We start from the raw sequence: 12,826 nt of genomic DNA on the forward strand, positions 1-12,826 counted from the left end.
CATCTCCAATCCGTAATCCCTAATCCCTAATCCCTAATCCCCAATCCCCAATCCCGAACCCCCAATCCCGTCCCACAACCCATTCATCGCTCCCCCACGCGAGATTGTTAAACTCGCCCATCCCCAGGATGGAATACGCGATGTCGACCCTACGCCCGCTTGCCTGCGCCCTCGCCCTCAGCCTGATCGCCGGCCTGGCCTCGCCAGCCGCCGACGCCGCCAAGAAGAAGGCCGCCGCCAAGCCCAAGGCGCCGGCCGCGGCTTCCGCCTGCAGCGACTTCTACGCCAGCGCCAACGCCGACTGGCTGCGCGCCAACCCGCTGTCCGGCGCCGGCTCGGTCTCGACCCTGGAGCAGCTCGCCGGCAACGCGCGCAAGCAGCAGTTGGAACTGCTCAACAGCGCGATGACCGCGCCGCAGGGCAACGTGCAGAAGCTGCTCGGCGACTTCTGGGCCAGCGGCCTGGACGAGGCCGCGGTCGAACGCGACGGCGCCCAGCCGATCGCGCCGCTGCTGTCGCGCATCAACGCGATCAAGAAGGCCAAGGACATCCCGGCCTCGATCGCCGCCCTGCACCAGGTCGGCATCCCGGTCGCTTTCAACTTCGGCGCCGACATCGACCTGCAGGATCTGGAACGCCACATCGGCTACTTCAGCCAGGGCGGCCTGGGCCTGCCGGATCCGGCCTACTACACCCGCAGCGACAACGACACCCGCCAGCTGCTCGGCCACTACAACAACTACGTGCAGAAGATCCTGGCCCTGACCGGCACGCCGAAGGACAAGCTGGCGGCCGAGTCGCAACAGGTGATCGACCTGGAGACCCGCATCGCCCGCGCCTCCAAGCCGCTGCCGGACCTGCGCGATCCGCGCGCCAACTACGCCCGCGTCGCGGTGGCCGACGTGGCCAAGCAGTACAAGCGCATGCAGCTGGGCGATTTCCTCAAGGCCCAGGGCGTCAGCGACGACAGCGTCTCGCTGGCCAACCCGCAGTTGTTCGCCCAGCTCGACGGCCTGGTCGCCACGCTCAAGCCCGAGCAGTGGAAGACCTATCTGCGCTGGCGGGTCGGCGACGCGATGGCGCCGTACCTGGCCAAGCCCTTCCGCGACGCCGAGTTCGAATTCCGCGGCCGGGTGCTGCGCGGCCAGGCCGCGCCGCCCGCGCGCCAGCAGGCCGTGCTCGACGCGATCACCCTCGCCGCCGGCCCGATGGTCGGCCACGAGTACGCCGCGCGTTACCTGCCGGCGGCCACCGACAAGCGCGCCGAGCAGATCGCCGACCAGGTCCGCGAAGCGCTGGCCAAGTCGATCGACGCCGACACCCGCTTCTCCGACGCGGTCAAGAACGAGGCCCGCGCCAAGCTGGCCAAGCTCAAGATCGAAGTCGGCACGCCCAAGCGCGACCTGGACTACACCGTGCAGCCGATGGGCCGCGGCAGCTTCGGCAGCAACATGCTGATCGCCTCGACCTGGCGCCACCGCGAGGAAATGAAGCGGATCGGCCGCGGCAACGCCGACCGCCGCTGGGACGTGCTGCCGCAGGAGCCGTCGCTGGCCTACGACATCGCCCAGAACCGCCTGATCGTCACCGCCGCCATGCTGCAGGCGCCGGTGCTGGACCTGAGCAAGCCCGAAGCGGCGCAATACGGTTCTTACGGCGCCCTGGTCGGCGCCGAGCTGACCCACGGCTTCGACAACCGCGGCCGCTACGTCAACGCCAAGCAGGAAGTGCGCGACTGGTGGACGCCGAACGAAGTCGCCGCCTGGGAAGCCCTGGGCAGCCGCGTCGCCGCGCAGTACAGCGCCGAGGCCTATCCGGGCCTGAGCGGGACCAAGGTCAACGGCGGCCAGGTGCGCGACGTCGCCATCGCCGACCAGGCCGGCCTGGAGATCGCCTGGACCGCCTACCGCGGCGCCGCGCCGTCGGCCAACAAGGACGCCAACCAGGCCTTCTTCCGCGCCTGGGCCGGCCTGTGGGCGCAGCAGCTGAGCCCGGAAATGGCCGCGCAGCGTTCGGCCTCGGGCATCCACGCCCCGGGCCTGTGGCGCACCAACGTGCCGCTGTCCAATCTGCCGGCGTTCGGCGAGGCCTTCGGCTGCAAGGCCGGCACGGCGATGCAGCGCAAGGCCGATCAGCAGATCAAGATCTTCCCCTGATCGCTCGAACGCTTGAGGCGGCCTGGCCGTCGTAAGCCGCGACTGCAAGTCGCAACGAAAAGCCCGGCGCAAGCCGGGCTTTTTCTTATCCGTCGCCCGCTCGCACTCTGGCTTGGCCCGCCGCTGCGGGCAGCGCCGCTCAGCGCAACGCGAACGAACGCAAGGCCGAGGTTTCGGTGTCGATGTCCAGCACCCGGCCGTGCGCGTCGAACAGCAGCAGATGCCCGGCCTGCTCGCGCACCGCCACGCCCAGCCCGGGTTCGGGCCATTCGATCTCGGCCACCACCTGCCCGGCCAGATTGAGCGCATAGGCGCGCGCGCGGCGCTCGTCCTGCAGCCAGGCCAACAGGCCGGCGTCGAGGGTGCGCAGGGTATGCCAGAACGGCTGCGCGGCTTCGCTCGGCGGCGCCAGCGTCGCGCTGCGCCGGCAGCCGCTCCATTCGTAGATCAGCAACAGGCCGCCCTCGGCCTGCGGGTCGGCGAACACCGGCAGCGCCGCGGCGTGCGGATGCAGATACACCGACTCGCCCTCGCCCGGCGTGCGGATCGGATTGCGCGAGACCAGCGCGCGCCTCGCGCCGGTGCGGTAATGCCAGGCCGAGGCGTACTCGCGCTCGCGCACCAGGTACACCTCGTCGCCGGCGAAGTACTGGGCCGCGACCACCGGCCCGCCCAGGTCGCCGACGCTCCACAGCGCGTCGAGGCCGGGCCGCGCCGCGTCGAGCACCGCGATGCGCTCGTCGGCGACCACCGACCAGGCGATGCCGTCGTAGCGGTCGGCGAAGAACTGCAGGCGCATCGCGCCGAGGTCGTCGACGCGATGGCGGACCAGGTCCAGCCGGGTCACCCGCGCGATCGCGTCGCGCCGGATCACCGCCAGCGCGACCTGGCCGCTGTCGCCGATCACCAGATGCGAAGCCGGCACCGGATAGCGGCGCAGGCACTGGCCCTGACGATCGACCACCGCCACCCCGGCCTCGCCCAGCGCGACCAGATAGCGGCCGCCGCCGAGCGCGGCGACGTCGAGCGGGCGCTGCAACCCCGGCGCGGGATCCAACCGCAGCCGCGCCGGCTCGCCGGTGCGGTCCCATAGCCGCTGGCGCGGCAACGGCGGCGTCTGCAGCGCCGGCAGATCGGCCTGCAGCCAGGGGTCGCGCGACAGCTTCAGCAGCCGCTGCAGTTGCTGGGCGTCGAGTTCGTTGGCGCCGAGCGCGCGATCGGCCGCCAAGGCCGGCAGCACCCGCGTCGCCAGCAGAGCGAGCGCACGATTCTGGCCTTTGTGCGCGGCCAGGGCCTGGCCCAAGGCCGCGCGCGGCGCCGGCGCCGCGGCCGGGTCGGCCAGGGCTTCGATCCGCGCCGCGTAGTGGACGAGCGTGTCCGGCAACAGTGCGGCGCGCTGCACCAGGGCCGCGGCCGACAGTTCGGCGCCGGCGTCCTCGGCCGCCAACAGCCAGCGCGCGGCCTGCTCGCGCGAGTCCGGGTCCGGCCACACCGCGTCGACCGCGGCCAACCAACGGCCTTGTTCGACCAGGGCCTGGCCCCATTCGCGGCGCAGGGCCAGGGCGTGCTCGGGATGTCCGTTCTCCAGCATCGCCACCGCGCTGGCGAACGCGCCGTCGCGGCGCGCGACCAGCACCGCGCGCTCGCGGTCGCCGGCCAGCATCAGCAAGCGGATCACCGTATCGGCCGGCATGTCCCAGCCCAGCGCGAGTTCGGCGGCCTGTTCGTTGCGCTGGTGGCGGACCAGATAGTCCAGCGCTTCCTGGCGCACGTTGAGCAATTCGGCCAGCACGAACGCAGCCTCGTCGACCCGGCCGTCGCGGTCCAGGCGCTGGAACGCGGCGCGGTAGCGCTTGCGCAACAGCTCGCGGGCCATCTCGCCGATGTCGATGTTCAGTCCGTACGACGCCTTGCCGTGCAGGCCCAGGTCGGCGCGCCGTCCGGGCAGACCGAAGCCGGCACCGACGCTGGGATCCTGGCCATCGATCGGCAAGGCGTGACGCAGGGCCTCGAGCAGATCGCCGCGGTCGAACTGCTGCATCAATCGGCGCAGGTAAGCGCCCTGGCGCGCGCCGAGCAGGCTCGATGCGCGGCTGGCGACGGCCAGGCGCTCCAGCCACTGGCGCCACGCCGTCGGCGCCGGCGGAGTCCGCCGCGCGGGCACCGCGCCCGTCGTCGCCGCGCGCCCCGGTTCGGCGCCGCGGCCCAACAGCCATCCGGCCATGCGTTCGCGCGTAGCGGCGACGCGCTGCCACCAGCCCTCGCCGCCTTCGCGACCGCGCGCCAGCCGCTCCAGGAAGGCCTCGCGCTGCGCGCTCGGCGCCGGCACCCGCGGGCCGAACACCTCGCGCACCGGCTTCACCGGCAGGCGCTCGCGCCGGCCTTCGGCGACCGCGTCGCTGCAGTCGTAGGTCGGGTAAAGCGGGTAATCGTCGAGGCCGATCGCCAGCGACGGATCCAAGGCTTCGGCCCGGCTCAGCTCCAGGCTGAGCAGCCCGCCGCCGAGACTCAGATGCAGATCGGCCGGCGCCAGGCCGGCGCGCTCGGCTTCGCTCAGCGGCCCGGAATACAGCGCATGGGCGCCGATCCGGCACAGCGGCAGCCCCGGCGCGCGCTCGCAACGCATCGGCCGCGGCGGATCGAAGCACAGCAGGTCGCCCTGGGCGAAACGCCAGGCGCGGCAACCCGGCGCCCAGGCCTGCAGGATCCGTTCGGCGCGCGATTCCGGCGCCAGCCAGGCGGCGTCGAACCACAGCGCGGCCACCTGCTGGCGTCCGCGCCAGACCGGGTGGCGCGCGGCGGCGCGCGCGTTCGCGGCGGTGCCCGGCTCAGTCATCGCCGCCCTCGTAAACCAATACGTCCCGCCCTTGATGACGCAGGATCGTCAGCCGCCCGGACACATCGATCAGGGCGATCGTATCGGCCGCCGCGGCGACGCTGGCGACACTGATCTTCTGCGGCGAGGCGTACAGCGTGGTGCGTTCGCGCTCGCCGATCCGCACCACCGCGCGGCGCTCGGGGTCGAGCGCGATCAGGCCGGGGCCGTCCTGCGGCATCGGCGCCAGGCCGATCACTTTCCACTGCGCGCCGAGCGCGAGTTCGAAATCCTGCTGGCCCTGCCGCGCGCTGCGCCGCCACACCCGCCAGCGGCTGTGGCGTTCGCCGCCGCGTTGGCCGGCGCGGAACTCGACCGCAACATCGCCCTGCCAACCGTCGCTACCGACGTGGCCGAACAGGAAGCCCACGCTGGCCTCGCCGGTGCAGGGCAGCGTCGACAGCGTGCTGCTTCCGTCGCGATCGAACCGGCACACCTGCACGCCCTCGCCGCTGCGCTGCAGATAGAACGCGCGCTGCGGCGGCATCGCGGCGAAGCCGATCACGCCTTCGAGCACGCGATAGCCGGGCGGATCGCAGCGGCGGCCGTTGCGCGGATGGCGCGCGCTCCAGCACAGCAGATGGCTGCCGCTCCACAGCAGCAGATGGCGCTGCCCGTCGCGCCCGTCGAGGTCGGCGCATTGCATCAGCCGCGCCTGGCCGGGCGCCGCGTTGAGATGCTGCGGCAGCGGATGCGGCAGGCTGCCCCAATTGGCCAGTTGCCAGGCATCGAGGAACTGCGAACGGGTCAGCACGCCGGCGAAATGGCGTCCGCTCAGACACGCGGCGAGCAAGTGCCGGTGCTTGGCCCAGCGCGTGGTCTTGGGCGGCAACAGGCGTTGCGACTCGTGCGGCGGCGTCAACCGCTGCACGTAGGCCGCGCTCTCGCCCGCCCACAGCGTCGCCACCGAACGTCCGTCGGCGGCGACGATCGGCGGTTGCTGCCGCGACAGCCGCGCGCTGGCCGGGATCTTGTGCCGGGTCGCGGCGAGGCGCTCGAATTCGCCGCGCAGCAAGCGGCTGGACGGTTCCGGATCGGGCAGCCGCAGGCGCAGTTCGCGCCGCGCCTGGCGCGCCGCGACGGTGACCGCAAGCTCGTCGGCGTCGGCGCGGATCACGTCGACGCGATGGCCCAACGCATAGCCCGGCGCATGCGCGCCGACCGACCAGCGCTCGCTCGGGCTGGGCTCGGCCGCATCCAGCGCCTGCGCCCACTGCGCCTGCAGATCGCCGGCCAGGCCGCCGCCCGGCTCCGCGCTGGCGCGCGCCTGCGCCGCGCCGCCCGGGGTCAGGCTGCGCGCGCTGAGCAGGCGCTTGAGCGCCAACGGCGAATCGGCCTCGTGCAGTTCGCCGGGTTGGGCCAGCACGCCCCACAGAAAGCGCGCGCCGGCGGCCTGGGCGCGCTGCGCGAGCAGGATCCATAGCGCGGCATGGACCAGGCGCGGCGCGCCGAGCTGGCCAGGTCCCGTGTCGAACACCGCCACAGTCAAGGCATCGACCTGGCGCGCGACCAGTTTCGGATTCAGGAACAGATGCTCGCCGCCCGCGGCGCGCCGGTCGAATTCCTCCGGCGCCGCATCGGCCAGCGCCCACTCGCTGAGCAGCAGGCGCTCGTAGGAGCCGCGCCGGCGCAGATCGTCGATGCCTTCCGGCTCGGCCGCGCCGCGCTGGGCGCGCATGCGGAACGCGCCCAGCACCGGGTGCAGGCGCAGCAGCAGTTCGCCGAGCACGCCGGCGATCTCGGCGTCGAACCAGATCAACCACGGCGCCCAGGGCTGGAGCGTGTCCGGCAGGCGCATCGCTCAGTCCCGCCAGTGGGCGCGGATCCGCGCCAGCAAGGCGTCGCTGGCCGGCAACGCGCGCTGCAACGGCAGCAGCCGGCGCGGCGCGCGCAGCATCGCCAGCGGCGCCGGCCCGTGCCGGCGCGCGATCGCCCGCGCCAGCAGGTCCAGCGGCAGGTCCGGCCGTTCGTGGGTCGGCAGCCACAGCGTGGTGGCCTCGGCGCGCGGCGCCAGATAGACCACACCCTCGCACCAGGGCAGGGCCTCGGCCGCGCCGGCGACGATCAGGCTGTCGTCGTTGGCGGTCAGGGCCAGGGTTTCGCGCGCATGCGATTGCAGCCGCTCGACCGCGTCGAGCAGGCGTCGCGATGCCGCGCCGATGCCGATCGCGCCTTGCGGCGTCGGCGGGGCCCCCTCAGCCCGCCAGTGCCAGTTCATACCGGCGCCGTTATCCGCGCGACCAGCCGCGCGCGCTCGGCGGCGAGTTCGGGGGGAATCGAGACGGCGTCGAAGTTGGCGTCGATCTCGCGCAGCACCGCTTCGGCGCCGGCGTTGTCGCCCGCGGCCGCCACCAGGCTGGCGCGTGCGGCCTCCAGCAGCCGCGCCTCGCGCGACAAGGGCTGCAGCACGGCGTATTCGACCGCCGCGCGCAGGGTCGGGTTGGCCGCCGCCGACAGCGAATCGCGCAAGGCGTCCTGCGCCGCCGCCTGCGCTTCGCGGGTCGGCATGACGTAGAACAACGGCCACAGGTCGGCCTCGCTGGCGCGTTCGCGCCCGGCCAGCACCGCCGCGGCGGCGATCAGCCGCTGCGCCTTGACGATGCGCCGGTCCGACAGGCCCAGGCCGGCGCTGCGCAGCTTGCGGATCGCGTCGGCGAGCAGACCGCGCGCGGTACCCAGATCGACCTGGTCGACGCAGCGGCTCAGCGCATCGATGTCGGCCAGGTCGGCGTAGTGCTGCGGGCGCGCGCGGCCGGCTTCCCAGCCGCCTTCCAGCAGCGCTTCCAGTTGATGGTCCGGCACCGGTTCGACGAACAGGTGCAGCAGGAAACGGTCGGCGAAGGCCGCCAGCGACTCGTCGTCGGGCAAGGCGTTCGCGGCGCCGACGCAGACCCGCAGCGGACAGGCCAGTTGGGTGTGGCCGCGGCGGAACCGGCGCTCGTTGAGCACCCCGAGCAAGGTGTTCAGGATCGCGGTGGAGCCGAGGAAGACTTCGTCGAGAAAGGCGATCTCGGCCTCGGGCAGCATGCCGCTGACATCGGTTTCGACCACGCCCTCGCGCAGCCGGCGCAGGTCGACCGGACCGAACAGTTCCGAGGGCTCGGTGAAGCGTCCGAGCAGGTATTCGAAATAGCGTCCGCCCAGGGCCGCGGCGACCCGGCGCACCACCGCGCTCTTGGCGGTGCCCGGCGGGCCGAGGATCAGCAGGTGTTCCTGCGCCACCGCGGCCAGCACGATGAGCTCGGCGAGCTGTTCGCGTTCGACCAGCCCGGTGGTGGCGGCGTGTACCGCTTCGCGGACGCGGGCGGCGGCCTGCTGCGCGGCGGAGAGTTCGTGCTCGGGCATCATCGACGGCCGGAATCCTTGGCGTACGGGGACGACGGCACGCGGACCGTGGCCGGCCTCCCCAGGGCTGGCGTAAGGGCGCGACACCAGCAACCCGGCGCCACCTGCGCACTGTAGGCGCGGGCATGCACGAACCGCAACCTGCGCCACGTACTCTGAACGCCGCGCCGGTCTATCCTGCCCGGTTTTTCATTACCCTAGGGCCTCGCCACGCCCGGCCAGGACGCCGTCATGCCCGAAACTCCGCTCGAGGACCTGCTCGCCGCATTCGCGGCCAGCCCTCAGAATTCCGCCCTCGGCGCACTGGTGCTCAAGGCCTGCCTGAACGCCGCCGACCCGGACGCCCTGCTGCGCGCGCTCGAACTCGGCGGCGAAACCCTGCTCGCCGAGCCGGCGCAGCGCGACGCCGCCTGGCGGCTGCTGCTGCAGCACCGCCGCGACGCCGAGGTGGCCCGACTGGCGCCGGCGAACTCGGCCGCCGCGCTGCTGGCGCGTTCGCGGCTGAGCCTGGAAGACGGCCGCCGCGACGAGGCGCGCGCGCTGTACCAGCAGGCGATCGCGCTGAATCCGGCGCTGGAAGACGCCGCCCTGGCCAACGAGCTGGCCGGCAAGGTGATCTCCCTGGCCCATGCGCGCCGGCAACAGGATGCCGCGCCCGGCAACCGGCTGCAGACCAGCGTCGCCAACGACGATACCGACGCCGAAGACGTGGTGCGCCTGCTGCAACCGGCGCAGGAGCGGATCGCGTTCGCCGACGTCGGCGGCCTGGACGAGGTCAAGCAGCAGATCCGCCGCCGCATCATCACCCCGTTCCTCAAGCCCTCGCTGTTCGAGCGTTTCAAGCGCCGCTCCGGCGGCGGCATCCTGCTGTACGGCCCGCCCGGCTGCGGCAAGACCCTGCTCGCCCGCGCCACCGCCGGCGAATGCGGCGCGCGCTTCTACAACGTCGCCATCACCGACGTGCTGGACATGTACATCGGCGAGTCCGAGCGCAAGCTGCACGCGATCTTCGAGCAGGCGCGGCGGACCGCGCCGTCGGTGGTGTTCTTCGACGAGGTCGAGGCGATCGGCGGCAAGCGCCAGCATTCGCGCGAAGCCGGCTCGGCCAAACTGGTCAGCCAGTTCCTGACCGAACTCGACGGTTTCGGCCAGAACAACCAGGGCGTGCTGATCCTCGGCGCGACCAACGTGCCCTGGGCGGTGGATTCGGCGTTCCGCCGGCCCGGCCGTTTCGACCGGGTCTTGTTCGTGCCGCCGCCGGACGAACCGGCGCGGCGCGCGATCCTCGACCTGCTGCTGCGCGAGCGTCCGCTCGACGGCGCGATCGACGCCGCCGAACTGGCCCGGCTGAGCTCGGGCCATTCCGGCGCCGACCTGCGCCACCTGGTCGAAAGCGCGATCGACGAGGCGATCGACGATTCCATCGCGCAGGGCCGCGAAGTGCCGTTGAGCATGGCCCACCTGCGCACGGCGCTGAAGGACAGCCGCGCCACCACCCTGGAATGGCTGACCACCGCGCGCAACCACGCCCGCTACGCCAACCAGGGCGGCCAGTACGACGAAGTGCTGGAGTTCCTCAAGCGCCACGGAGGCGGCTGATGGCGGCCTCGGTCTATCGCCTGCCCGACGAACCGCTGCCGTCGGGCCTGTCGCGCTACGCGGTCGATCCGCTGTGGCCGATGCTGACCCTGATGCTGGCCGGCAACGGCTTCGGCCTGGCCTGGTTCGCGTTCAACAGCTTCGCCCTGGGCAGCCCGACCCGCGGCCGCGAACTGGCCCTGCTGGCGCTGAACCTGGCCGGCGCGGTGGCGCTGCTGTGGCTGCTTGGCGCGCTCGGCCAGGCCGGCTGGCTGCCGCCGCGCTACATGGCCTATGCCCTGCTGTCGGTGATCACCCTCAAGCTCGCCACCGGCTACGCGCTGTACATGATGCAGCAGCGTTGCTTCGAGCTGTGGGAGTACTACGGCGGCGCGGCCCGCAACGGCCTGCCGCTGTTGATCCTGGCGACTTTGTTCGCGCGCCGTCTGTTCGATCTGCAATGGCCGGCGCTGCTGCGCATGGTGTTGGAATGAGCCTGGAGCCGCGCGCATGAGCCTGGACCTGTCCCGCCACGCCCTCGCCCTGGCCCGCCGCCATTACGGCCACGGCCAGGTCGACCAGGCCATCGACGTGCTGCTGCACCTGCTCGGCGAACAGCCAGAGCAGGCCGAGGCGCACGCCCTGCTCGCGTTCTGCCTGCTCAAGCGCAAGCGCCTGCACGTGGCCGCGCTGGAAGCCGCGCGCGCGCTCGAACTGGAACCCGAGTCGGTGTCCGCGCACCTGGCCGCGGCCCTGGTCGCGATCGCGCGCCGGCGCCTGGCCGAGGCCGAAACTCATTTGAACGCGGCGCGCGAGCTCGACCCGGCCTCGGCGGTGATCGAGGACGGTTTCGCCCGCCTGCACCAGGCTTGGGGCCACGACGAGCGCGCCCTGGAACATGCGCGACGCGCCTGCGAACTGGAGCCGGACGATCTGGATTACCGCGCCCTGCTGGCGACGTTGGAATTCCGCCGCGGCGACCGCGGCGCGGCCGAAGCGCTGGCGCGGGAAGTGCTGGAACTCGACCCCGAGCACCTGGAAGCGCTGTGCGTGCTCGGCCACTGCGAACTGGCCGCCGGCCGCGTCGACGACGCGCGCCAGCATGCGGCCTGGGCGGTGCAACTGGACCCGATGGACGAACAGGCGCTGACCCTGCTGGCGGCGGTCAAGGCCCGGCGCAGCCCGCTGCTGGGCCTGTGGTGGCGCTTCCAGAGCTACCTGACCGCCGGCTCGCGCACCCGCACCGTGGTGATGCTGCTCGGCCTGTTCCTGCTCTACCAGGTCGGCATGATCGCGTTGAGCCAAAACGGCCTACAGCGCTGGACCCTGCCCTTGTCGCTATTGTGGCTAGGCTTCTGCGCCTACACCTGGATCGCCCCGGGGCTGTTCTGGCGCTCGGTGAAGAAGGAACTGCAGCAGGTAACGCTGCGCCCGGGGTTCTGATCGACGCGCCGGTTTGCCGCGCGATCGCCCAAAAGCCGCCGCCCGCGTCGTTGCCGTTGCCGTTGCCGTTGCCGTTGCCGTTGCCGTTGCCGTAATGAGCTTGGCGCCGCTCCGATCTTGCGAGAACGCCCTGAAGCCCCGGAGGGCGGCCCGCAGGGATGCGGGCCGTGCGCAGCCAGGCCAGGGATGGCCTGTGCGGAGCAGCCCCGCGTCCGCTCCGTCCCATAGTGGCTCTTGATTCGAAACAGGAATGGCGTTTTCTTTGGTTACTTTCTTTGTCGCCTTGGACAAAGAAAGTGACCCGGCCGCTTGCGGACGGAAGCTTTGCTTTTGAAGCCTTCGAATACAGACGCCGCGAAACCGCAACAGCGCGGTCGCGGCTTACGCCGCTCCTACAGGGGCTTAGGACAAAGACGCGGCGAACGGGCAAGAACGCGGTCGCGGCTTGCGCCGCTCCTACAGGGAGGCAGGACAAAGACGTGGCGAGATTGGAGGATGGCGGTCGCGGCTTGTGAACGAAGGAAATCCCTGTGGGACGCCGCTCCTACAGGGGGGGCGCAGGACAAAGACGCGGCGAACGGGCGAGATGGCGGTCGCGGCTTGTGACCGACGGAAATCCCGTTGGCGCGCCGCTCCTACCCGCAAACTCGCAGTAATGCGGCTACTTCACCACCCGCAACTTCGACGCCTTGCGCCGCTGCAGCAGCGCCTCGCGGCGCGCATCGCGGCCATTGCCGCCCTGGCCGCCGCTCGGCGGACGCCGGCGCCAGTAGAGAATCGTCAGCCAGCCGATCAGCATGCCGCCCAAATGAGCGAAATGCGCCACCCCGCTGCCCTGCGCGAACACGCCGTACACCACCGCGGCGACCGCGTAGATGATCACCAGAGTGCGCGCCTTGAGCACGATCGGGAACGGCAGCAAGGTCACCCGCCGCAGCGGGAACAACATACCGTAGGCCAGCAGCAGACCGTAGATCGCGCCCGACGCGCCCAGGGTCAGGTAGAACTCGCCGTGCCGCACCGCGTAGGAAGCGAACAGCAGTTGCAGCAGGCCCGAGCCGACCAGGCAGACGAAGTAATAGACGGCGAAGCGCTTGGCACCCCAGTGGTACTCCAGCGAGGCGCCGAACATCACCAGGGCCAGCATGTTGAACGCCAGGTGGCCGACGCCGCCGTGCAGGAAGCCGTAGCTCAGCAACTGCCAGGGCAGGAAGCCCGGGCCGGCGGACTCGAGCTGCGCCGGAAGCCACGGCCACAACTCCAGCCACAGCACCCACGACCGCGTCGACGGGCTCAAGCTCAACAGCCATTGCAGAACGAACGCGGCGACATTGGCGATCAGCAGTTTCCTGGTGACCGGCGGGATACTGGAAAACATCGCGACTCCTCGGACCGGCGGCTATGGTAGCCGCTGCCCCGCCGCAGCGCC

The 12,826-nt window shown here is 71.7% G+C and carries 9 protein-coding genes; 4 read left to right on the plus strand and 5 right to left on the minus strand.

The window, feature by feature from the left end; translation table 11 throughout:
- The first annotated feature begins 140 nt into the window (after positions 1-140).
- Positions 141-2,156, plus strand: coding sequence for a M13 family metallopeptidase (locus K4L06_RS21645; RefSeq protein WP_221673332.1), 2,016 nt, complete (start codon positions 141-143; stop codon positions 2,154-2,156).
- A gap of 139 nt (positions 2,157-2,295) precedes the next feature.
- On the opposite strand, the gene K4L06_RS21650 is transcribed toward K4L06_RS21645, so the two are convergent.
- The 4 genes from K4L06_RS21650 to K4L06_RS21665 are packed head-to-tail and all read right to left on the minus strand — an operon-like array spanning position 2,296 to position 8,376.
- Positions 2,296-4,992, minus strand: coding sequence for a bpX6 domain-containing protein (locus K4L06_RS21650; RefSeq protein ID WP_221673333.1), 2,697 nt, complete (start codon positions 4,990-4,992; stop codon positions 2,296-2,298).
- Positions 4,985-6,829, minus strand: a complete 1,845-nt coding sequence (locus tag K4L06_RS21655) for a hypothetical protein (protein ID WP_221673334.1) — start codon at positions 6,827-6,829, stop codon at positions 4,985-4,987. Before K4L06_RS21655 ends, K4L06_RS21650 begins: the two co-directional genes overlap by 8 nt.
- A 3-nt stretch (positions 6,830-6,832) precedes the next feature.
- Positions 6,833-7,249 (minus strand): hypothetical protein, encoded by a 417-nt coding sequence (locus tag K4L06_RS21660; protein ID WP_221673335.1) that lies wholly within the window; start codon positions 7,247-7,249, stop codon positions 6,833-6,835.
- Complete coding sequence (locus tag K4L06_RS21665; RefSeq protein WP_221673733.1) at positions 7,246-8,376, minus strand: AAA family ATPase; 1,131 nt, start codon at positions 8,374-8,376, stop codon at positions 7,246-7,248. Before K4L06_RS21665 ends, K4L06_RS21660 begins: the two co-directional genes overlap by 4 nt.
- Before the next feature lie 231 nt (positions 8,377-8,607).
- On the opposite strand from K4L06_RS21665, the gene K4L06_RS21670 reads away from it, so the two are divergent.
- Genes K4L06_RS21670 through K4L06_RS21680 form a run of 3 tightly spaced genes read left to right on the plus strand, consistent with a single transcriptional unit; the run spans position 8,608 to position 11,397 of the window.
- Positions 8,608-9,975: an ATP-binding protein gene (locus tag K4L06_RS21670; protein WP_221673336.1), complete on the plus strand. Its 1,368-nt coding sequence runs from the start codon at positions 8,608-8,610 to the stop codon at positions 9,973-9,975.
- Positions 9,975-10,448 carry a hypothetical protein gene (locus K4L06_RS21675; protein ID WP_221673337.1) on the plus strand — a complete coding sequence of 158 codons (474 nt, stop codon included), beginning with the start codon at positions 9,975-9,977 and terminating at the stop codon, positions 10,446-10,448. Before K4L06_RS21670 ends, K4L06_RS21675 begins: the two co-directional genes overlap by 1 nt.
- Positions 10,449-10,464: 16 nt before the next feature.
- Positions 10,465-11,397 carry a tetratricopeptide repeat protein gene (locus tag K4L06_RS21680; RefSeq protein ID WP_221673338.1) on the plus strand — a complete coding sequence of 311 codons (933 nt, stop codon included), beginning with the start codon at positions 10,465-10,467 and terminating at the stop codon, positions 11,395-11,397.
- Positions 11,398-12,058: 661 nt separating this feature from the next.
- Here K4L06_RS21680 and K4L06_RS21685 read toward each other — a convergent pair.
- A complete protein-coding gene (locus K4L06_RS21685) occupies positions 12,059-12,775 on the minus strand; it encodes a rhomboid family intramembrane serine protease (RefSeq protein WP_221673339.1) in 717 nt (238 codons plus the stop codon).
- Between the last annotated feature and the right edge of the window lie 51 nt (positions 12,776-12,826).

Origin of the sequence: Lysobacter sp. BMK333-48F3 (assembly GCF_019733395.1) — a bacterium.
Classification (GTDB): domain Bacteria; phylum Pseudomonadota; class Gammaproteobacteria; order Xanthomonadales; family Xanthomonadaceae; genus Lysobacter.